This is a genomic window from Chryseobacterium sp. Leaf405, from assembly GCF_001425355.1.
Classification (GTDB): Bacteria; Bacteroidota; Bacteroidia; order Flavobacteriales; family Weeksellaceae; genus Chryseobacterium.
The window spans coordinates 427287-450646 of the sequence record NZ_LMQN01000012.1 but is presented as its reverse complement, the minus strand read 5'-3'; the positions used below and the strand labels follow the sequence as shown (position 1 = coordinate 450646).

Sequence of the window (23360 nt, the reverse complement as noted above, 5' to 3'; positions counted from 1 at the left end):
AGTTTGTGATGTGGTGATATTTAGCTAAATTTGAGTATAAATTATAAAATATGTCTGCTACCTTATCACAAAGCACCTTCGATTTTTTGGCAAAACTCAAAGAAAATAATAACAGAGAATGGTTTAACGAAAATAAAAATCTTTATATAGAATCTCAGCAAAACGTCATATCTTTTCTTGAAGACCTAATTAAAGAAATAGCCGAATTTGATCAAGAATTAGCAAAACTCGATGCTAAAAAATCTTTATTCAGAATTTATAGAGATACGAGATTTTCAAAAGACAAAATTCCTTACAAGACCAATTTCGGCGCTTCTCTGGGAATGGGAAAAGGAAGTCAGAAAGGCGGATATTATTTTCATGCTGAACCCGGAAAATCTTTCATTGCAGGAGGAGTTTATATGCCCGAATCTTCTGTTTTAAAAGAAGTACGAAAAGAAATTTCTTTATACGGAGATGATTTTATCAAAATTTTAAACCATAAAGATTTCAAGAAACATTTCCCAGAACTTGATCAGGATGATAAACTGAAAAAAATCCCACAAGGTTTTGAAAAAGAGGATCCGATGGCAGAATATTTAAAACTAAAAAGTTTCATTGTGGTTTACAATCTCAAAGACAAAGAAATTCTTGATAAAAATGCCGCAAAAAATATTGCTGAAATTTTCAAGTTGATAAAACCGCTTAATGACTTTCTGAATACACCTTTTCAATAAAATTTTCAAGAAATATTAATTTAAAATTACCCGCTGATAATCAGCAAATTAGAATTCCACTATTTTAACATTAGTTTAACATTTTTCCTTATATTTGTGGTTCCTCAAAAAGCTACCCATGTCTTTATACCAAAGAATTGCAGAAAAACTACAATATATCAGTCCGGATTTTTATAAAAAAAGATTTTTTAAGAGTTTAAACAATCTTAATAAAGATAACTTTTCGGAAAGAAATGTAGAACCGGAGTTAGTCTGGATCAAACAATATTTGTCTAAAAATGATGTAATTCTTGATATTGGCGCCAACGTAGGAGCATTTCTGTATCAATTGGAAAACAGCCTGAATCATGAAAACATTTACGCTTTTGAACCCAATAAAAAATTATATTATCGCCTGAAAAGATTATTTCCGACGATGAAAGTTCTTCCTTTGGCACTTTCTAATGAAAACACGACAGCCGAATTTAAAGTCCCGATCATCAACGGAAAAATGATCGCTTCAAGAGGAACCCTAAACACCGAGTATAAGGAAAAAGGCGAAGAAAAAAGCTATACTGAAAAAGTAAAAGTAATAAAATTGGACGATTGGGCAGCGATTGAAAATTTCCACAGATTAAATTTCATTAAAATTGATGTTGAAGGCAATGAAATGAAAACTTTATTTGGTGCAAGAGAAATTATCAGACGATTTTCACCGACTTTAATGGTAGAAATGGAACAAAGACACCATGAAACTCCAATCTGGCAAGAAATTTCGGAAGTTATATCCTGGGGATATGATGCCAATTTCTTAAACAGACATACTTTTAATCTTGAAAAGTTAACGGAAGAAATTCTATTAAAAAACACAAGCGACGAAAAAAATAAAACAGAATATATCAACAACATTATTTTTATACCTAAAAACCAATAAATCCAGATGAGTGTAGTGGCAAGACAGGGTTTCAAATATTCGATTATCGGATATATTGGTTTTTTAATCGGGATGATTTCGGCACTTTTTATTGTTCCGATTGATCTTGGATTTTATGGAACACTTCGATATATTATGTCGACTGCAGAAATGCTGGTTCCTTTTGTTGTTTTCGGAATCTCCTACTCCAATGTCAAGTTTTTCCACAAAGTAAAAGAAGACGGAAAACAACAGAATATGTTATCCCTTTCCTTAGCGACGGTTTTTATTAATTTTATTATTTTCCTGATCATTTTTTTCCTTCTTCCCTATATTTATCCGAATCTCAAAAACATGAAAGTCTGGAAGATCAAAGAAACTATTCTCCCACTGATTTTGCTGCTGTCGTTCTGTGCAATTTTCAACAAATACATCTCTAATTATAAAAGAATTGTTGTTACTAATATTTTCGATAATCTTTTTCCTAAAATTGCCAATATAGGAGCATTTCTGATATTTTTGTATCTGACTTCACACTATGCGGAAAGTTCATCAACACCTGAAAACACGGCATTTCTTTTCTTTTTTGGAATGTTTGTGCTGATGCTTTTCGGATATATTTATTACGCCAATCGTCTTGAAAAAATTAAATTTAATTTCAATACAGATTATTTTAAGAAAGATAATTTTTATAAACAATTTGCGACGTATAGTTTTTTCGGATTTCTGGGAACTTTCGGGAATTATATGGCGATCAACAGCTTTATGATCGGTGAATATCTAGGAATGGAAGAAAACGGAATTTACAGCGTTTTGCTTGCTTTAGTTTCATTGATTTCTATCCCTCAGCTTGGTCTTTTTAATATTTCAGCACCAATTATCAGTAAAAATCTGGCAGACGGTGACATGGAAGATCTTGACAGATTTCATAAGAAGACATCGTTAACTATCTACTTTTTAGGAGCCGTTTTATTTTCGTGCATTATGGTCGGATTTCCGTATTTAACTCATTTCATGCCTAAAAACGGCGTTATGCTGAGAGAATACGAACCGGTGATCTGGATTTGGGGATCTGCCGTTTTGGTGGATTTAGCAACTGGGTTTAACGGCAACATCATTTCACTTTCAAAGTACTACAAATTCAATATTCTGATGATGCTTTTATTAGCAGGATTAACCGTTGGACTGAATTTTTATTTCATTAAATATACAGACTTAAAACTGATCGGAATCGCTTTATCTACCGCAATTTCCCTTACAACATATAACGTGATCAAAATTGCATTTAACTACTTTGTTTTTAAAGTTTCTCCGTTAAGTATTGAGATGATTTTCGTCTCGATTATCTGTACTTTGGCAATCACTGTGGCGATTGTTTTACCGAATTTCAATAATGCTTTCATCAACTTAGTGTACAAACCAGCAGTTGTCTTATTGTTGATTTTTATTGGAAATTATTTCACTAAAGTCTTTCCAATTGAAGATTATATCAATAAAAACTTTATTAAAAGTATTTTTAAATTTAAATAGAAATCAAACCACTTAGAACTTTTTCCAGCTTTTCCTGAACCAACTTTTTGTTGTAATTCTTCTGAAAATCGAATTGAGTATTTTTAAGTTCATTAAATTGCTCAATGATATTTTCACGCTCAGGAATAATGAAATCTAATTTAGATAAATAATTTTCAGGGAAAACAGCAAATTTTCCGAATTTTATAGCATCTCCCAAGTTTCCTGTCATTTTTGTCTTACCATAAATTTCTTTCTGGCTAAAAAACTCTGTTTCCTGCTGAATCGGACACCATAAAATATCGGCTTTTTGCATCCAGCTTTCAAATTCATTTGTTGAAACTCTTTCTGAAAAGTATTGTACACTAATATTTGAAGGAAGAATTGAAGATAAATTTTCCAATAATTCTAATTCCTGATCCTTTGCTTTACCAAGAAATATAAAGGTGAATTTTTCTTCAGTCTTTAAATTTTTAATAATGTTAAAAACATGATTATAATCTCTCCTTTTTTGAGAAACTCCACCAGGAATTACAATTATTGAATCTAAATTTGATGATTTTTTATAATCTTTTATATAAAAAATTGGAAGAAATTTCAATTTACCTAAAGATAAATCTTCATCTAAAACCAAAAGATTTTTCGCATTTTGATATGGTTTTGAAGCACAAAATAAACTTTCCTTCCACCACAACTTTAACCTGAAAATAATATCTGACTTGAAAATACTTTTGATCAAATCAACTTTCGAAGTATTCATAAAATTGATATTATGAACAATTACTGAAGCATTATATTTTTCAGTAATCATCTGAAAAACATTGAAATAACGATGAACTGTTCCAATAATTATCAGATCATAATTATTCGTTTTTAACTGATCTAAAATCATTGAACTGTCTGACAAAAAAATAGTTTCTCCATTATCAACAATCTGATCTTTAATCTTTTTTGAAAAATAATAATTCACCGAAAAAGATTGAGAACCTTCCATAATATCCATGAAAGATTGCGCAATTTCTGCGTGCGTGTCGATTTCTATGTAGGCTATTTTTTTCAAAGGTTGTATAATTCTTATCAATTTCTTAGTTCACTTACTCAATTTTCAGCCACTTTTTCTTTAACATCTTCCAACGTTGATTATTGATGATCTTTTGTTCCTGTTTGGAGATTTTTAATTCTAATTTTTGAGAATAGCAGCTTTCATAAGATTTGATGATCTGAAAGAAAAAAGAAATAGATTTACTCTTCATGGCTTCTTTGGATGATGTGATATATGCCAAGAATCTGTTCAATCCTAAAAAATAAAAATACTTCCCATAATAATCTGCCGGTTTTATCGTGTAATCGGCACCTTTTACTTTAATTAATTTAACGTGCAATTCGGGAATTACGACTTCTTTCCAACCTAAATTTTCGAGCAAAATTGAATCAATATTATCCCAACCTAACGTTTCACGAATTCCGTTCATTTGAATGAAACTTTCTTTTCTGTATGCCTTCATCGGACCGCGAACGTGATGTTTATTAGAATTACCTTCATACACCCAATTTCCATCTTTTTCCACGTATAACAATCCTCCGACCAAACCATATTTCGGATTATTAATAAAAGCTTCTCCAACTGTTTTCAGATAATTTTCAGACAAAATAATATCTGCATCAAACTTACAAATGATGTCAAAATCATTAATATCTTGAGTTTTCAGCCCGTTTTTGAAAGCATTCACCACTTTTGAACCCGGTTGATGTGCCGATTTTTGAAGAGTAATGGTTTCAAATCGTGAATCATTGTCTGTATATTTTTTGATAACATCTGAAGTTCCGTCCGTAGAACCGTCATTAACAACGATCACTTTGAAATCTTTAAAACTTTGCTGTTGTAAAGAATCCAGTGTAAATGGAAGATTATGTTCTTCGTTGTGTGCAGGAATAATGATTAAAAATCTCAATATGAAATGATATTAATGAAATAATAAGCGATAAATGACAACTGCAAATTTACATCAATTCTCGTTCACCGCTTATGAATTATCTTAGATATTGTGAGGTTTCAACATGTTTCTCGGATCAAGAATTTCATCAAGCTTTTCCTGAGAAAGAATTCCTTTTTCCAACACTAAATTATACACACTTTGCCCTGTCTGGAGAGCTTCTTTGGCAATCGCCGTAGATTGTTTATATCCGATATAAGGATTTAAAGCTGTTACAATTCCGATGCTGTGTTTTACCATGTTTAAACAAATTTCTTTGTTTGCGGTAATTCCGACCACACATTTTTCACGAAGCGTATCCAAAGCATTGCAAAGAAAATGGATATTTTCCATAATAGCATGAGAAAGTACGGGTTCCATTACGTTTAACTGCAATTGTCCCGCTTCCGCAGCGAAAGTCACCGTAAGATCGTTTCCGAAAACTTTAAAACAAACCTGATTTACCACTTCAGGGATTACTGGATTCACTTTTCCCGGCATAATTGATGATCCGGGCTGCATCGGAGGTAAATTAATCTCAAAAAGTCCGGCTCTCGGTCCCGAAGAAAGCAATCTTAAATCATTACAGATTTTTGATAGTTTTACGGCAAGACGTTTCATCGCAGAAGAATAAATCACATAAGAACCTGTATCCGGTGTTGCTTCAACCAAATTTGGTGCAGAAACGATAGGAAAACCTGTTAATTCCGCTAAATTTTTAGCACAAAGCGCAGCATAACCAATCGGAGCATTTAATCCCGTTCCGATGGCAGTTGCTCCCATATTCACTTCTACGAAAAGATTGGCATTGTTATTTAATTTAGAAATATCTTCTTCCAGCGTTGCCGCAAAGGCTTCAAATTCCTGACCCAACGTCATGGGAACTGCGTCCTGAAGCTGCGTTCTTCCCATTTTAATCACATCATGAAATTCATTCCCTTTTGCTCTGAAAGCATCTACTATTTTCTCCAATTTTTCAGCTAAAGCAACATTCATCTGAAGCAATCCTATTTTGATGGCTGTAGGATACGCATCATTGGTAGACTGAGAAAGGTTGATATGATCGTTTGGCGAACAGAATTCGTATTGTCCTTTATTTTTCCCTAAGTTCTCTAAAACGATATTGGCAATCACTTCATTCGCATTCATATTGATTGAAGTTCCTGCTCCACCCTGAATCATATCTACAGGAAACTGCTCATGAAACTGTCCGTTGATTAATTCGCCGCATGCTTCTGCAATTTTAAAATATAAACTTTCATCAAGCAATCCCAACTCGTAGTTGGTTTTTGCCGCCGCTTTTTTAACGAAAGCCAATCCTTTGATAAATTCAGGATAAGAAGATAAAAGCTGTCCCGAAATTTTGAAATTATTGATTGCTCTTTGTGTCTGAACTCCATAATAAGCATTTACCGGAACTTCTAATTCTCCCAGCAAATCGCTTTCTCTTCTGAAATTTTCCATTACAGATTTTTTAAGTTTTTAATGATTTAAATATAACAAAAACGCACCGAAACCGATGCGCTTTAATTATTTTATTTTACCGGATATTTCTGTATTAAAGCCTGTAATATTGCGAATGTTTCTGGATCCATAATTCCGTCATAATTTTGCGGACGGAAATGATATTGTAATGCTTCTATGGTTCTCTTAGTTGCATCATCCCATTTTCCGCTCATGTCTAATCCGTATCCGAATTTCTGTAACTGTGCCTGAACACTATAAATAAAAGCGGGATCGTTATATTTTAACTGAAAATCTGTAGAAGTGGCGGAAGTATAAAAAGTCTGCTTAGTCGCTTCATCATACCACATACCAATCTGATATTCGTCGTATAGTCTTTTCCAGGGAAATAGTGGTCCCGGATCTTGCTTTCTTGTCGGAGCAATATCTGAATGTGCTAAAATATTAGTCGACGGAATCTGATATCTTGTGCTGATGTCTTTCACCAAAGCGGCTACTTTTTTCACCTGGGCATCATCAAACGGGGCAAATACTTTTTTCCCAGAAGCATCTGCAGTGTAACCTGCGTTTACAATTTCAATTCCGATAGAGTTATCATTTAAATTTTTATCATTTCTCCAGGCACTTACACCCGCATGATAAGAACGTTTGTTTTCATCTACCAGCTGATAAATTTCGTTATCTCCTGTATTGTTTACCAGATAGTGAGCACTTACCGCCTGTTGAGTAAGTACCGTAATTGATTTATCATCTGGTAATGCTGTATAATGTAGAATTAAATATTTTTGTCTGAAGTTTTGCGCAATGGATGGAAAATATGTTTTTACCACTTTATAACCCATTGGTTTTGCAGAAACAATAGAACCGTAACTTACGGTATTATCATTTTTTGTAGGATCTGCTATATTGGTTGTAAAAAAATCGATTCCGTGATCAGATGTCACTTGAGGTTTTGGTTTTTCACCGGTCTTGCCTACTCCGCTTTTTGGCTGTACCACGGGAGTTCTAGGGATATATTGTTTTTTTTTTGCATTCTGTTGTGAAGTGCACGAAAAAACAAAAGCGCTTAATCCGATGATATATAATGTATTACGCATTGGTTTATTTTTTTAGTCGTTTATCAGCTCAAAAATACACAAATTTTTCTTGAAAAATATTTGGTAAATAAGGAAATCTGTTCTATATTTGCACTCGCAATAACAGAACAAAAGATCATTAAAATACAATAATAAAGGAGAGTTGCCTGAGTGGCCGAAAGGACATGTTTGCTAAACATGCGTACTGGAAACGGTACCAAGGGTTCGAATCCCTTACTCTCCGCATTTATTATTCCTCGGGGCGTAGCGTAGTCCGGTCATCGCGCCTGGTTTGGGACCAGGAGGTCGCAGGTTCGAATCCTGCCGCCCCGACTGTTTTTAGTAGTTTTCTCAAAATTACTCAATGGGTGCGTAGCTCAGCTGGATAGAGCATCTGCCTTCTAAGCAGACGGTCTCAGGTTCGAATCCTGACGCGCTCACAAAAGACTCACAATTTTCAATTGTGAGTCTTTTGTTTTTATACTGTTTATTTCATTTTGGTTAACAATATTCGTTCAAAAAGTTTTAGCTTATTATATCCAGAGATCATCGTTAAAGTATTTCTTTCGCAAAAACTTTTAAACCATTTTTCTACTTTTTCTCACAATTAATATTACTTGAATAATAATCAAAAGAGAAATCGTTTCTCCAAGAATTTTTTGATAGTGCTCCAACATGATTTCTTAAGATACATTCTTGTCAAAAATTTTATCATCTATAAATCTTGGTATTGGAGAAGATTCATTATAATCAAATTTCTCTTTAAAGTTTCTGTTTAGAATAAACAAAATCTACAAGTGTATATTTTGAATCGTAAATTTTTTCTTTTATAATTTTCACTTAACATAATGGTTATTAATCACGTAAAGTCAACAAAAAATAACATCAAAATATTATTGAAAATTATTTCACATTTTACTTTCACAATTAAAAAAAAAATTATATATTTGCAACCACAAAAAACAAGGTAATTCTTGTTAAAAGATGACCTCAATCGGGGCGTAGCGTAGTCCGGTCATCGCGCCTGGTTTGGGACCAGGAGGTCGCAGGTTCGAATCCTGCCGCCCCGACAGTTTTAGATAATTTTCTCAAAATTACAAATGGGTGCGTAGCTCAGCTGGATAGAGCATCTGCCTTCTAAGCAGACGGTCTCAGGTTCGAATCCTGACGCGCTCACGAAAACTCACAATTTTTATTGTGAGTTTTTTTGTTAGTATTCTACCCTTCTTATTCAAAATTATCAGAAAAAATCATTACATCATCATTCTAAGAAAATATTTTGAAATCCAACCAGATAGTTATCGATCAAATTTTGATTTTATGTAATTTAGCCTTTAATAAAAAATACACTTGCATCAATCGACACATCAAGGATTCAACCAAGTGACAAAAACAAGGCAGATATTGATCTTAAAATAAATATATAATAGTCATCATTTTCATTATAATGAAAGAACTAAACCCATCACTCAGAAATCATTTACTAATCGGATTTTTTATCAGTATATGGCTTTTCATTTTCGCATTTTTCATAAGACCTTTTGACGATGGGACAATAAGCTTTAAAATATGGATCCTTATTAGTGTAGGATTCAGCATGATTGCATTTCTTTGCTACGCATTATTAGCTATTTTTCAAAAATGGGTATATCAAAGAATATCAAAATGGAATATTGGTTTTGAAATAGCCAGCATTATACTTTTTCAACTGCTATTTTTAATCAGCACTTATGCCTACTATAAATTCGTTTTAAACGGAGGATATATTTTTTTACAATTTGTAAGAATAATCATTCTTAAATTGGCATTGATTTCAACGCCGATCATAATTTTGGCAAGGATATATGTTGTAAAACTAATTCCTGCTAAAATTGAAAATATTTTACCCGAAAATGATGACATCATTATTAGAGGAGAAAATAAATTAGATATTTTAAAAATAAGAAAATCTGACTTAATCTGTGTTTCAAATGCACAAAATTATGTTGAAATTTTCTTTTTAGATGGGCATCAATTAAAAACAAAACTAATTCGCAGTACGCTTAAAAAAATTCAGAATGATTTTGACTTTTTGATTCAAATCCATCGTTCACATTTAATAAATCCATCCCATTTCAAGGCTTGGAAAAATCAGGATACCATTTCTCTTACTCAAATTGAACTTCCAGTTTCTAAAAATTACAGGGAGCATCTATTGTCTTTATAATTTTCATCCCTAAAACCCTACATTTGGTACCTAAACATGCATCACATAATGATTGAGGGCTGATTTGCCTTTATTTTCGCATCATAAATCAAAATAATTAATTTATGAAAAGCAGATGGTTTAAGAGATTGTTATGTGCAGTTATGATAGTATCAGGTATTTTTATTGGCATCTTCATATGGGCAGATAATGAATTAAATAAGGTTTTAGGTCAATCAACCAAGGTGATTGATATTACATCCATTGTAAAACCCTCCGACATTATTCAAATAAAAAACGCCAATATACTTTCAGAAGATTGTACCCATTTTATCAAAAGCCAAGATGTAATTATCAAAAATGGTAAAATTATTACTTTAGGAAAACATCAACTTTTAGACAATAATTTTACCGTTATCGATGGAACAGGCAAATATCTGATTCCCGGGTTTATAGATTCTCACGTTCATCTAAAAGAAAGTAAAAACGATTTATTTTTATATTTAGTCAATGGCGTTACCTCCGTAAGAGAAATGGCAGGAAGGCCAATTTCATTGGATTGGAAAAAAGAGATACAACATAATGCCATCGGTCCAAGGCTATTCGTTGCATCACCTCCTATATTCAGCGAAAGCGGAGTGGCTGGATATTATTATAGCTGGACAAGGCAATCCATTAACTATTCAACTAAAAGTGATGCTGCTAAATCGATAAAAAAGATAAAAGATCAAGGTTATGATGCCGTGAAAATGTACGGTTTTGTAAACCCCGAAATGTTTAAAACTACAATAGCGATTGCCAAACAAAACAACATTCCCGTCATTGGACATCTTCCATTAGTTAATTTGGAAACAGTTTACACATCAGGGCAGAATGAAGTAGCTCATATTGAAGAAATAACCGTAAAAACGATTGATGATTTTGGAAAATCAGTAGCTAAAAATCCTGAAGAATATCTCAATTATTTAAAAGCGCATTCAGAACAAATTGCAAAAAAACTAAAAGAGAATAACATTAGCGTTACTTCGACTATTTGGTTATGTGAAAGTTTTTTGCACCAAAGATTTGACTTAAAATCTAAATTGAAAGAAATAGAATTAAAATATGTCAATCCAAAAATTATTGAAGGAACAACATTATATAAATTAGGTTGGTTGCCCGGTAAAAATGGATATGAATATGATGGTAAAAATGAACCTGATGCAAAAAAATTATCACTGACTTTCTGGAAAACCTATGCAGAAGCAATCCATATTATGACAAAAGCATTAGTGGAAAATAAAGTCACTATAATGGCTGGTACAGATGCTAATGTAGCTACCGTTGTTCCTGGTTTTTCACTTCACGACGAAATGGAATCTTTATCTAAATCCGGACTTACAAATGCACAAGTTCTGTATTCGGCAACTGTTGCACCAAGCAACTGGATGAAAACGAACACGGGAAAAATTAAAATCGGTTATCATTCAGATTTAGTATTACTGACAAAAAATCCGTTAGAAGATATTAAAAACACAAAAACTATTGAATACGTATTTTCTAATCGATATATGATTGATAAAAACAAGATTAAAGCTATTTTGAAAGCTATAGAAGCTGCAAATAATGAAAACAGAAAAATAAAAATCGATGAATTTATCAATTAAAAAACCACCGTAAATAATACAGTGGTTTTTTAATTTATTGTTGAAAATTGTTATTTCAGCTTATAAGAATTTCCATTCCAAATATATGTTTTTAAAGCTCGTTTTTTCTTTTCTCTGTCACGATCATCTTTTTCCATTTCTTCCATTTTAAAAATAAAAGTGTTGGGAATTCCGCCTTTGTCATTTGGAAAAATAAATTCTTCGCTGTGATGATAAATATCAGCATCGCCAACGTTCATTAATTGCGGAAGCACAATCAGTTTTTTATCTTTAAACAAAACATATTGATCATAACTTGCAATTCCGCACGCTTCACCGGAAACTACCGCCTTTAAGGTTAATTCCACGTTTTGAAGTTTATGATTGCTTTCAATAGTAAAAGTTCCGTAGCTTAAACTTTCACCGGAACCCGTTTCAAAAGAAACCTCATCAATCAAAGTATTTCCTTCTACAGCTTTTATTGCTGCAATATTTTGCTGGATGATAATATCAGGATATTCTTTATCTTTTTTATTGATCGTTTTCGTTAAACCGAAAAGAAAATCATAACCATTTTTATTTTTGTATTCAACAGCGAGATTTCCACCCCAAATGTAGCCTTCAGAAGTTTTATCGCCTTTCTGATATGATATTTTATACCAATTAGCTTTTCTTTCGCCCAATTTTAGGATCTTTTCATCTTTTTTAAGAATTAAAACCTGCTGATTGGTTTGCAAAGAATCCAAAATTTGAGCACTGACGTTTGGTGATTGTCGGATTCTCGTGTGGTCGGTAAATATTTTCTGAATTTTATTTTCTTCAAAACTGAAAACTCCGTTGGCATAAACATCATCTTCTTCCTGTGCAGAAAGTAGCTGAACAGTGAATAAAAATAAAACGGTGAATAAGGTTTTCATATTAATATTTTGCAATGTTTATTTTTCAAGCAACAAACTTACCCATTCTTCACGCTGCAATTTCTTTTTCAGTTCTAAATTATTCTCTTTACAAACCTCTAAAATATCATCCACATCAAAGAAACACAATCCTGAAAGTAATAATTTTCCACCTTCATTTAATACAGAAACGTACGTCGGAATATCTGAAATCAAAATATTTCTATTGATATTTGCTAAAATAATATCATAATTTTCTTTGCCTAAATTTTCTGCAGTTCCCAATTCAATATCAAGTTCTACTCCATTTCTTACGGCATTTTCTTTCGAATTTTCAACCGACCATTCGTCGATATCAATTGCTTTGGTAGCTCCGGCTCCGATTTGTTTTGCGTAAATCGCCAATACCGAAGTTCCACAACCCATATCTAAGACTTTTTTGCCATTGAAATCAATATCCATCATTTGCTGGATCATCAAATGTGTCGTCGGATGATGCCCCGTTCCAAAAGACATTTTTGGCTGAATGATAATTTCGTGCATTCCTTCAACAGATTCATGAAATTCTGCCCTTATCAAAACTTTATCATCAATATTAATTGGCTCGAAATTCTTTTCCCATTCTTCGTTCCAGTTGATGTTTGGCATTTCTTTGAAAGAATATTCGATTTTCACCTCTTCATTTTGAAAAAGCGGCAACGCTTTCAAGTCTTCTTCGTTAAAAAGATCTTTCTGAATATATCCTAAAATACCTTCCAATTCTTCTGTGAAACTGTCGAAACCTATCTCAATAAGCTCTGCCATCAATATATCACTCCAGGGCTGAAGCGGAGAAATTCTGAAATCGAATTCTAAATAATTTTGCATGTGAATAATTTGTTGCAAAAATAAAACTACTTTTTTGATTTCATTGAAATATTGTTCTTTTGTTTTTAACACAAAGTGCCCAAGGTTTTTTTCTAATATTGTTCTGCATATTTTTCATTCGCAAAGGCGTTTCACTCAGCAAAGAGTTGATGTTTTGTTTTCCTGAAAAAATCTTAAAGGTTAAAAATTTTATTGAGATTGCTTCGTCGCTTCGCTCCTCGCAATGACGGATTAAACCAAAAAAAGCGAACCGAAGTCCGCCATTATTTTGATAGTTCTAAAAAACTAATTTCTAACATCTAGTTTCTAGCTTCTATTTTATGGATTTGTAGAGAAAATAGAACCGTTGGCAATTAAAGCTCTTCTATTCATTTTCAGAATATCTCTTACCCATTCTGCGAAATCTTCCGGCTGAAGAACAGTTTCAGGATTTCCGTCTGTCAGACCTCCCTGAATCGACATATCAGAAGCAATTGTACTTGGCGTTAATGTAATTACTCGGATATTTTGTTTTCTCCATTCTGCCATCATCGATTGTGATAATGAAACAACTGCTGCTTTTGAGGCTGCATAAGCCGACATATTCGGCCCACCTTTCAAACCGGCTGTTGATGCTACATTTACAATATCACCTTCACCCTTTGCTTTCATGAAAGGATGCACCGCTTTTGCGGCATAATATACTCCGAAAAGATTGGTTTTTATGACTTGCTCCCAAGTCTCGGAAGACATTTCTTCAATTGACCCGAAGTCACCGATGCCGGCATTATTAATCAGAATATCAACTCCGCCTAATTGCTCGGCTAAAGATTCTATTCCCGCCTTCACCTGAATTTCGTTATCAACAGAAAAAACCGCATATACAGCATGTACACCAAGATTCTTAATTTCCTCGACTGTCATTTTAAGGTTTTCTTCATTTCGACCTGTAATCCCCACATTTACGCCTTCATTTGCCAGCGCCAAAGCAACCGCTTTTCCTAAACCTCTTCCACCACCTGTGATGATGGCATTTTTCCCGTTTATATTCATTTTAATTGAATTTTTATGTATTACAAACTTACGAAAAGATCATTTTTAAAAACAGAATTCCGACATTATTTATCAGTAAAATTATCATAGAAAAAAACAAAAACCTGTCTCTTTCGAAACAGGTTTATATAATTATTCCGTAAAGAAATATTACTTATTTTTCAATTGATCCGGAATGTTAGTGGTAATAAATCCGATTCCTTGCGCTTTCAATTCATCTGAAATTACAACATCATTTACTGTCCATGCATTTGTGATTAATCCCAAAGCTTTTGCATCAGCAATCCATGTTGGATTTTTCTGGAAGATGCTGTAATGATAATCAATTCCGTCCAAACCTTCATCCTTGATTTGCTGCGGAGATAATTCTCCTTTTAAGTACTGAACTTTAAAAGTCGGTGCTAATTTTTTAATTTCTTTACAGATATTTAAGCTGAAAGAAATAAATTCACTTTGAGATTCCAGCTTCATATCTTTGATCATTTTGATCGTTTTTGCTGTTAACTCGTCTTCTTTTTCCTTTGTTTTATCAGGTTTTATTTCAACAATCAGTTTTAATGATTTGTCTTTTTTTCCTTGCTTCAAATAAGCTTTCAACGTAGGAAAATCTTCACCGTTGGATAATTTTACTTTTTCCAATTCCTTGAAATCAGTTTCAGAAATTTCCATTTTCGCGTGATGCTCGTCATGATTGATCACCAAAACACCGTCTTTCGTCATTCTCACATCGAATTCTGAACCGTAAATCTTCAAATTCTGTGCATTTTCCAATGACTTTAATGAATTTTCCGTGGTTGGAGGCTGGCTTTGCCAATATCCTCTGTGGGCAATAATCTGGGTTTGTGCCTTCATGATAACTGTGCTTAAAACTGCTAACCCTAAGATAATTTTTTTCATAATATAAATTAGATATTTAAATCAAAAGCTTTTCAACTTTTAGATAAAGGTAATTAAAATTAAGATGAATGGTCAATTTTGCTTTGCAAGTGAATTGTTAATTACAAGCTAATTCACAATTGACCATTCACATTTCACATTTTTAGAATGAATATTTTGCCCCAATCTGGATTTGATAAGGATTTCCTGTTAATGGCGCAAGACCTCCCGTATTCAGATTGTAAGTCAGCTTTTTTGTAACCGGATCAAACCCTGAAATTCTGTAAAGAGACATATTGTTGTAAGACTTATTAACTCCCCACTCTCTGTTCAATAAATTTGCCACGTTGAAAATATCCACGGAAAGTTCAAACGCTCCAATTTTTTCAAACTTGATTTTCTTTGCAATGCGAACATCCCAGACTCCGTAGAATCCGTTCTTTCCACCGTTTCTTTCTGCAATTTTATTATTATAATCAGTAATATAATTTTTCAATGCGCTTCCCACTTCAGGATTGTCGATTAAAGTTTGGGTAAGATTCGGGAAAATGTAAGCCAAGTCATTAGTATCAACGAAGTCTCCGTTTACGTTTCCACCCGAAGTCAGAGAGAAACGAGTTCCTCCAATCCCTGAATATCTTAATCCTAATGTAAATCCTGCAATTGTCGGTGAGTTTCCGTATAATACAACTTTGTTTCTGAACTGATTATCAGAGTACGTCATTTTCAGATTTCGAGGATCACTTTCAACTAAAGTGGATAATGTCGCTGAATTGGCTACGTTCCCGTTATAAGAGGTATTGTCTTTAATGTCGGACCAAGTGTAACTTGCTGTAATTTCTCCATCTTTCCAGTAACGGTAGCTTGTATCAACAACAAACGAGAACTGATCAACTTTTCCGTCACTTACGAGTTCTAAAACTCTTCCGAAATTCTGGTTAATTCTTCCGTCTTTCCAATTCATTACACCACTACTCGTATTTATCGAATTAGCGGGAACGAAAACTCCCCTTCCACCTTCAGCATCTAACGTAAAGAAAGGATCCTTTCTCATATTTCTGTCGTAATAGAAATAGTTGTTTCTTCCCAATGTCATATATCCCGCAAGTCCCGCCCTGAATCTTTCGTTGAAGAAATGCGTGTAAGAGATATTTGCTTTATAAACAATTGGAATTTTTGCATCTTCTCCGGTATAATTAATTGTAGGAAGCTGGTATTGAGATAAAGTAGGAACCGTTCCGTAATCATTTCTGTAGCTATTAAAATCAGGTGTCAAGCCAATTTGCGAAGGATTGACATCAACTGTTGCTAAGTGTCTTCCGTCAAATACCAAATTATTGATTACCATATAATTATTAATATCAGAAGAGAAAATACCGGCTCCGAATTTCAGGAAATCTTTGTTTGCTTCATTCATATTCCATTCGAACTGAAATCTTGGCTGAATAATAAATGATTTGATCTGATTATCTGTTCTGATTCCCATTTCGTCAAACAATTTCTGATTGAATTCTGCTTTTGGATATCCTCCGTAATCTAATCTTAAACCAGCCATTAAATCTAAACCTCTTGCAATTTTAGTCTGAATCTGACCGTACAGACCAATATTCCATATATTTGATTTTACAGACGGATCTGCTACCAACGGAACCTCTCTGTAGAATCTGTTGGAAATAAGATTATTAAAGTTAAACAAGTTATCGCCGCCGTTCACCGTAGGGTTTTCTCTGAAATGGAATCTTCCGTTTACCTCACTTCCGTAGATAGATTTTGCCATGGTGTACATTAAATCTGCTCCAAAAGTGTATTTAATTTTATCTGTATTGTAGTATAAATTATCAACAAGCTGGAAAACATTATTTTTAAAACTTTCCTGCCCAAAACGGTGACCTCCGATCTGGATATTTGTTGCTTTACCAGCTCCATCAATAGTAGAAACAATGTTCTCAACAATAGCTCTGGGAACTGCGTGCCCCAATTCATCATTCTGATAACTGTTCTGAAAAGTATAAAGATATTGAGCTTTTAATTCGTTTGTGATATTAGGCTTTACGTTCGATCTCAAAGTTAATAGTAAACTATTGTCAAGGTTCTTATCGTTCCCATAAGATTCAAATGCATTAATTGCCGTATTATCTTGTAATCCGTTTTTATTTAAATCGTAAGTGAAATTGTTTCTTAATGTCAATAAGTTTTTATCATTAATCTGCCAGTCTAAACGTAAAAATCCGGCATCAGAATTTCTTACTTTATCGAAACTTCCAAACTGCTGCGTGTTTCCAACTCCATATTTTGCTCTCGCAATATCTAAGAATTTATTTAAAGTAGCGGTTGTGGTGTTTAATCTCACCTCATCTTCATGCGATCTGATATCGGCAATCTGCAACGGTCGGGAATCCAACTGATGATCCCAAGCCATGAAGAAGTGTAATTTGTTTTTAATAATTGGTCCTCCCAAAGAAAAACCAAACTGAGAAGTAGAGAAATCATTATTGATTTTGTTTCCTCTGATGTCATATTTGCTGGAAAGCCAGTTGGTTCTTAAATATTCCCAGGCACTTCCCGAAAATTTATTGGTACCTGATTTTGTTACGGCACTTACTGTTCCACCACCGCTTCTCCCCAATGTAACATCGTATTGATTGGTTGTTACTTTAAATTCGCGAACTGCTTCAATAGAAATCGAAAAAGGTGCACCGCTTCGGCTCGTGGTAGAACCTGCAGAAGTTGGGTTTTTCGCTGTCATTCCGTCTATTGTAAAGTTGGTAGAAGAACCTAGCTGACCGGAAATACTTCCATTTTTACCACTTAAAGGAGATAAATCTGTTAGGTTGGTAAAATTTCTTCCATTTACCGGTAAAATTCCAATGTTTTTAGTGGTAATTGCAGTTGCTGCTCCTAGGTTTCCTATTTTATTTTTAAGGTTCCCTACGACTACAACTTCTTCAATGGTTTTCTCTTTTCCCAAATCTACGTTTACCGTAACCTGATCTCCAAAGTTGACACTATATCCCTCTTTTTTTTCATCATTTACAATCACTGTATAAGGTCCTCCCAAAGGGATTTCTTTGAAAATATATTCCCCTTTTGAATTGGTCTCCGTTTCGGTTTTAAAACCTGTAGATTCGTTGATAATCGTCACTTTCACCTTTTCCTGAGCAGTATTCCCGACACCGGTAATTTTTCCTACAATCGAAGCCTGAGTCGTTTGCGCATAAGCCAGTGTTCCGAAGCTTAAAAACAACATTCCCAATACAATCTTTACTTTTTTCATTTTATTAAATTAGCTGTGCACAAAGGTATGCTGACTTTTACAACCTAGTGTTTAAGGGAATTTTAACAATTTCTCAATTAAATTATAACATTATGTTAAATCATTGTAAACATTAAATTTATTCTAAAGAATATCAGTTTATTAAAATATATTACATGATTTTAATTTTATTACATTATTTAATTCTCTTATTTTTTAAATGAAATTACTTTAGTTATTTTTGCTCAAAAGATAGAAACCCAATGTCTGAAAACATTCAACAAAAAATAGAACAGCTCCGTAAGGAACTTCACCAGCATAACGAAAATTATTATATCCTTGATACCCAAACAATTTCAGATTTCGATTTCGATATGTTGTTGGAAGAGCTGAGAGATCTGGAAGCAAAGCATCCCGAATTTTACGACGAAAACTCCCCTACCGTACGTGTCGGCGGAGGAATCACAAAGGTTTTCCCAACAATTCAGCATAAGTTTAGAATGTATTCTCTTGATAATTCTTATGATTTTGATGATCTCGAAGACTGGGAAAAAAGAATTATTAAAACCATTGATGAGCCAGTAGAATTTGTAGCAGAATTAAAATACGACGGCGCTTCGATCTCTATTTTATATGAAAACGGAAAACTCGTTCAGGCGGTAACTCGTGGCGACGGTTTTCAGGGCGATGAAATTACGTCAAATGTCCGTACCATTTCTGATATTCCATTAAAATTAAAAGGTGATTTCCCCGAACATTTTTTTATGCGTGGTGAAATTTATTTAACGCAAAAAAATTTCGATAAAATTAATAAACAACGTGAAGAAGAAGGTCTTGACCCGTTTATGAATCCAAGAAATACCGCAAGCGGAAGTTTGAAGATGCAGGACAGCGGTGAAGTAAGAAAACGTGGGTTATCATCTGTTTTATATCAGTTTATTTCTGAAAATATTCCTGCAGAATCACATTGGGAACTGCTTCAAAAATCGCAACATTGGGGGTTCAGAACTTCTCAGCAGGCAAAATTGTGCACAACATTGGATGAAGTGAAAGAATTCATTAATTTCTGGGATGTTGAAAGGCATCATTTACCTTTTGAAATTGATGGTATTGTATTAAAAGTCAATTCATTGAAACAGCAAAGACAACTTGGTTACACGGCAAAATCTCCTCGTTGGGCGATGGCATATAAATTTAAAGCTGAAAAAGTAGAAACAGAATTACAAAGCGTATCTTATCAGGTCGGAAGAACAGGAGCCATTACTCCGGTTGCCAATCTGAAACCCGTTTTATTAGCCGGAACAATTGTAAAAAGAGCTTCTTTACATAATGAAGATATCATCAAAAAACTCGATTTACATGAACATGATTTTGTCTTTGTTGAAAAAGGAGGTGAAATTATTCCGAAAATCGTTGGAGTAAATACTGAAAAAAGAACCGACGAAAGCAAAGAAATCGAATATATCAAAAATTGTCCTGAATGTGGAACCGAATTGGTGAAAATTGTTGATCAGGCGATTCATTTTTGTCCGAATGATTTGCATTGTCCGCCACAGGTTGTGGGAAGAATGATTCATTATGTTTCAAGAAAAGCTTTAAATATTGAAAATTTAGGAAGCGAGACGATTGAACAGCTTTACAGAGAAAGATTGGTTGAAAATCCTGCCGATTTCTATGTGTTAACGAAGGAACAGCTTCTTCCGCTGGAAAGAATGGCAGAGAAATCTGCTCAAAATATCATTTCAGGAATCGAAAAATCCAAAGAAATTGCTTTTGAAAAAGTATTGTATGGAATTGGAATAAAGCACGTCGGAGAAACGGTTGCCAAGAAATTAGTCAAAAATTTCGCAACCATTGAAGAGTTAAAAAACGCTACTGTTGAGGAACTTTGTCAGGTTGAAGATATCGGAACAAAAATCGCAGTAAGTATTGTTGAATTCTTCGCTAATTCTGAGAATATTTTAATGCTTGAAAGATTAAAATCTTACGGAGTTCAGTTGGAAAAAGGGGAAAGCACTAACGAAGTTTTATCCAATATTTTAGAAGGAAAAACCTTCCTATTCACTGGAAAATTATCTTTATTCACAAGAGAAGCGGCAGAAGAAATGGTAGAAAAACATGGTGGGAAAAATATCTCAGCCGTTTCTAAAAATCTTAATTTCTTGGTCGTAGGTGAAAAAGCAGGAAGCAAACTGAAAAAAGCTCAGGATATCGGAACGATTGAAATTCTGGACGAGCAGCAATTTCTGGATTTGGTTGAGAAGCAATAAAATTCTGGACAATATTTAATATAATAAGCCATTGGAATTTACTTTCAATGGCTTACTTTTGCAAAAAATTTTAAAAATATAACCAATAATAACCATGAGAAAAATTTACTTAATCTTTTGTATGATTATGTTTGCTGTGTTTCAGGCGCAGATTGTGAATATTCCGGATGACCATCTAAAATCTAAGCTCTTTATTTATGGAGCCGCAAGTGATTCCAATGGAAATTTCATCAATATAGATACCAATGGAGATGGTGAAATCCAAGTTTCAGAAGCCGTAATGGTATACAAAATGACAATCTTCAACCTTACAGATGCAATTACCAGTCTATCCGGACTTAATGAATTTCCAAATTTGCGTGAATTGACATTAGATAATCCTAATATATCTGCTTATCATCTTATTTTCAGTAATTACCCAAATCTTCAGAAACTAACCTTTTTAGGAGGAGGAGTGGGAAATGTAACCATTGAAAACTGTAGTGCATTAAATATAGCAAACCTTGAAGCAACTGGAAATATTATTGATATACAGAATACTACCGTACAAGAAGTTAAACTTGAAAATATTAATGGTGTAAACATTTCATCTACTCCAAATCTTAAAAAATTCTCCTTATATAATTCTACAATTTCATCTCTCAATTTAAGTAATCAACCTTTGCTCGAAGAAGTACTTGTTAGTGATAATTCATTGATGACAAACATAAATTTTGCAGGAGATATGGCTTTAAAAAAACTAGAATTATATCGTAATAAACTAAGTAGTCTTTCGATTCCTAATCCTTCTCTAGTAAACTATTTGAGTATAAGTTTCAATCTTTTCCAGACTTTTGATGTAACTCCTTATACTGGATTGGGAAGGTTTCTTGCTAACGACAACCAAATCACAAGTTTGGACTTTAGCTCAAGTCCTCTAATTGGAATGCTTTATATTTATAATAACAACTTAAATACATTAATATTCCAAAACAACCAAGCATTAGGTTATCTATATGCAAATAACAATCATATAACCAACAATATTGCATTTAATCAAACACCTTATATTAAGGTTATTGAGCTTAATGGGAATTCGCTTACAAATGTTGATCTATCTCAAAATTTTTTTTTATTAAGCGCTGCACTTCATGATAATATTAGCTTACAAACTTTAAATGTTAAAAACGGGAAGCTTGACCAAGGCATTGGTTTTTCAAATACATCACAGTTACAATATATCTGTACAGACCCTATAGAAAATGGTTGGTATAACTCATTAGTGTCAAGTATCAACTATAATCAGCCCAATGTTGTAGTGAATTCTTATTGCTCTCTAAATCCTGCAGGCAATTATTATGTATTTCAAGGGGTGACAAGATACGATATGAATGTAAACGGATGCGATGTCAATGATGTCATAAAGCCTTTTCAAAAATTTAATATTTTAGGACAATCTACTGCAATATCAGATGCTTTCGGAATTCATTCTTTAGCATTAACAATTGGAACGAATTATATTGTTCCTGTGTTAGAAAACCCTTCATATTTTAATATTACGCCGCCATTTGTAAATACAAATTTTCCAACACAGACAAGTCCTTTAACTCAAAATTTCTGCCTTACTGCAAACGGCATTCACAATGATCTTGAAATGGTAATTTTACCGGTTACAATTGCTCGTCCCGGTTTTGATGCAAAATATAAAATCATTTATAAAAATAAAGGGAATACAACACAATCGGGAACATTATCATTTAATTATAATGATAGCTTAACAGATTATTTAACTTCAACAGTAAATCCAAGTTCTCAATCAACAGGTTTATTAAACTGGAATTTCACCAACCTCCTGCCTTTCGAGACCAGAGAAATTACAGTAACTTTAAAATTAAATGCTCCAACACAAAATCCTGCATTGAGCAATGGCGACATTCTTCATTACACAGCGCAGGTAAATGGAGCAACTGATGAAATGCCTTCTGATAATACATTTACATTAAACCAAACGGTTGTAAATTCTTTTGATCCAAATGATAAAACTTGTTTGGAAGGAACTTCAATTACCCAAGCAAAAGTCGGAGATTATGTTCATTACTTAATCCGATTTGAAAATACAGGAACCACAAATGCACAGCATGTTATAGTAACAGACGAAATTGATACTTCAAAATTTGATTTAGCAAGCTTAATTACTTTGAGTGGCAGCCATAATTTTGTTACAAGAATTACCGGGAATACGGTAGAATTCATTTTTGAAAACATTCAGCTTCCATTTGATGATGCTAACAATGATGGATATGTTTCATTTAAGATTAAAACAAAATCTACACTTAATATCGGAGACAGTTTCAGCAATACGGCTAAAATTTACTTTGATTATAACCATCCAATCATCACCAATACGTATACAACAAGCGTTCAGAATACCGCATTGGCAACATCGGAAATCAGCAAGGATAACAGCAGTATCGCTATTTATCCGAATCCTGTAAAAGATGTTCTAAATATTCAGTCTAAGCATGAAATTTTAAAAGCAGACATCTACGATTCAGCAGGCAGAATCTTACATTCAACTTCCGTAAAAGCGAATGTTATTAACGTTTCTGAACTTCCAAAAGGAAATTATATCATCAAATTATCTGCAAAAGATAAATCATTCACTCAGAAGTTTATCAAGAATTAATTTGAAGTAAATAGCAAAGCAAAGACTGTCTTTTAGGCAGTCTTTTTTATTAAAATACAAT

The 23360-nt window shown here is 33.4% G+C and carries 16 protein-coding genes and 5 tRNA genes; 12 read left to right on the top strand and 9 right to left on the bottom strand.

Going from position 1 to position 23360, the window contains the following annotated elements:
* Positions 1 to 50: 50 nt before the first annotated feature.
* From ASG22_RS08225 to ASG22_RS08215, 3 genes are all read left to right on the top strand, one after another.
* Positions 51 to 716 carry a DUF2461 domain-containing protein gene (locus ASG22_RS08225; protein WP_055982904.1) on the top strand — a complete coding sequence of 222 codons (666 nt, stop codon included), beginning with the start codon at positions 51 to 53 and terminating at the stop codon, positions 714 to 716.
* Positions 717 to 834: 118 nt separating this feature from the next.
* Positions 835 to 1629, top strand: coding sequence for an FkbM family methyltransferase (locus ASG22_RS08220; RefSeq protein ID WP_055982902.1), 795 nt, complete (start codon positions 835 to 837; stop codon positions 1627 to 1629).
* A gap of 6 nt (positions 1630 to 1635) precedes the next feature.
* Positions 1636 to 3138: a lipopolysaccharide biosynthesis protein gene (locus ASG22_RS08215; protein ID WP_055982900.1), complete on the top strand. Its 1503-nt coding sequence runs from the start codon at positions 1636 to 1638 to the stop codon at positions 3136 to 3138.
* Here ASG22_RS08215 and ASG22_RS08210 read toward each other — a convergent pair.
* The 4 genes from ASG22_RS08210 to ASG22_RS08195 all read right to left on the bottom strand — a co-directional run bounded on the left by ASG22_RS08210 (position 3131) and on the right by ASG22_RS08195 (position 7651).
* Complete coding sequence (locus ASG22_RS08210) at positions 3131 to 4177, bottom strand: hypothetical protein (protein ID WP_055982898.1); 1047 nt, start codon at positions 4175 to 4177, stop codon at positions 3131 to 3133. The two genes, ASG22_RS08215 and ASG22_RS08210, sit on opposite strands and share 8 nt — an antisense overlap.
* A 34-nt stretch (positions 4178 to 4211) precedes the next feature.
* Entirely contained in the window at positions 4212 to 5069 is an 858-nt protein-coding gene (locus tag ASG22_RS08205) for a glycosyltransferase (RefSeq protein ID WP_055982897.1), read from the bottom strand.
* 84 nt (positions 5070 to 5153) lie between these two features.
* Positions 5154 to 6554 carry an aspartate ammonia-lyase gene (gene aspA, locus ASG22_RS08200; RefSeq protein WP_055982895.1) on the bottom strand — a complete coding sequence of 467 codons (1401 nt, stop codon included), beginning with the start codon at positions 6552 to 6554 and terminating at the stop codon, positions 5154 to 5156.
* A gap of 71 nt (positions 6555 to 6625) precedes the next feature.
* Positions 6626 to 7651: an N-acetylmuramoyl-L-alanine amidase gene (locus tag ASG22_RS08195; protein ID WP_055982892.1), complete on the bottom strand. Its 1026-nt coding sequence runs from the start codon at positions 7649 to 7651 to the stop codon at positions 6626 to 6628.
* A 136-nt stretch (positions 7652 to 7787) separates the two neighbouring features.
* Here ASG22_RS08195 and ASG22_RS08190 point away from each other — a divergent pair.
* From ASG22_RS08190 to ASG22_RS08160, 7 genes are all read left to right on the top strand, one after another.
* Positions 7788 to 7874 (top strand) — tRNA-Ser (locus ASG22_RS08190).
* A 14-nt stretch (positions 7875 to 7888) separates the two neighbouring features.
* A tRNA-Pro gene (locus ASG22_RS08185) sits at positions 7889 to 7963 on the top strand.
* Positions 7964 to 7996: 33 nt separating this feature from the next.
* Positions 7997 to 8070 (top strand) — tRNA-Arg (locus ASG22_RS08180).
* Between the two features lie 555 nt (positions 8071 to 8625).
* Positions 8626 to 8700: transfer RNA gene (locus ASG22_RS08175), tRNA-Pro, on the top strand.
* A gap of 32 nt (positions 8701 to 8732) precedes the next feature.
* Positions 8733 to 8806: transfer RNA gene (locus ASG22_RS08170), tRNA-Arg, on the top strand.
* A gap of 271 nt (positions 8807 to 9077) precedes the next feature.
* Complete coding sequence (locus ASG22_RS08165; protein WP_055982890.1) at positions 9078 to 9836, top strand: LytTR family DNA-binding domain-containing protein; 759 nt, start codon at positions 9078 to 9080, stop codon at positions 9834 to 9836.
* A 104-nt stretch (positions 9837 to 9940) separates the two neighbouring features.
* The gene (locus tag ASG22_RS08160) at positions 9941 to 11461 is read left to right on the top strand and encodes an amidohydrolase family protein (RefSeq protein WP_055982888.1); all 1521 of its coding nucleotides are present in this window, start codon (positions 9941 to 9943) and stop codon (positions 11459 to 11461) included.
* Positions 11462 to 11511: 50 nt separating this feature from the next.
* On the opposite strand, the gene ASG22_RS08155 is transcribed toward ASG22_RS08160, so the two are convergent.
* The 5 genes from ASG22_RS08155 to ASG22_RS08135 form a co-directional block, all read right to left on the bottom strand.
* Positions 11512 to 12357, bottom strand: coding sequence for an SH3 domain-containing protein (locus ASG22_RS08155; protein ID WP_055982887.1), 846 nt, complete (start codon positions 12355 to 12357; stop codon positions 11512 to 11514).
* Positions 12358 to 12375: 18 nt separating this feature from the next.
* Positions 12376 to 13203, bottom strand: coding sequence for a 50S ribosomal protein L11 methyltransferase (gene prmA / locus ASG22_RS08150; protein ID WP_055983497.1), 828 nt, complete (start codon positions 13201 to 13203; stop codon positions 12376 to 12378).
* A 318-nt stretch (positions 13204 to 13521) separates the two neighbouring features.
* On the bottom strand, positions 13522 to 14235 hold the full coding sequence (locus ASG22_RS08145; RefSeq protein ID WP_055982885.1) for a 3-ketoacyl-ACP reductase: 714 nt from the start codon (positions 14233 to 14235) through the stop codon (positions 13522 to 13524).
* Positions 14236 to 14385: 150 nt separating this feature from the next.
* Entirely contained in the window at positions 14386 to 15132 is a 747-nt protein-coding gene (locus ASG22_RS08140; protein WP_055982884.1) for a glycerophosphodiester phosphodiesterase family protein, read from the bottom strand.
* 142 nt (positions 15133 to 15274) lie between these two features.
* The gene (locus ASG22_RS08135) at positions 15275 to 18385 is read right to left on the bottom strand and encodes a TonB-dependent receptor (protein ID WP_055982882.1); all 3111 of its coding nucleotides are present in this window, start codon (positions 18383 to 18385) and stop codon (positions 15275 to 15277) included.
* Positions 18386 to 18627: 242 nt separating this feature from the next.
* Between ASG22_RS08135 and ligA the strand changes: the two genes are divergently transcribed.
* On the top strand, positions 18628 to 20634 hold the full coding sequence (gene ligA / locus ASG22_RS08130) for an NAD-dependent DNA ligase LigA (RefSeq protein ID WP_055982881.1): 2007 nt from the start codon (positions 18628 to 18630) through the stop codon (positions 20632 to 20634).
* A gap of 94 nt (positions 20635 to 20728) precedes the next feature.
* Positions 20729 to 23299, top strand: a complete 2571-nt coding sequence (locus ASG22_RS08125; RefSeq protein WP_055982879.1) for a T9SS type A sorting domain-containing protein — start codon at positions 20729 to 20731, stop codon at positions 23297 to 23299.
* The last annotated feature ends 61 nt before the right edge of the window (positions 23300 to 23360 follow it).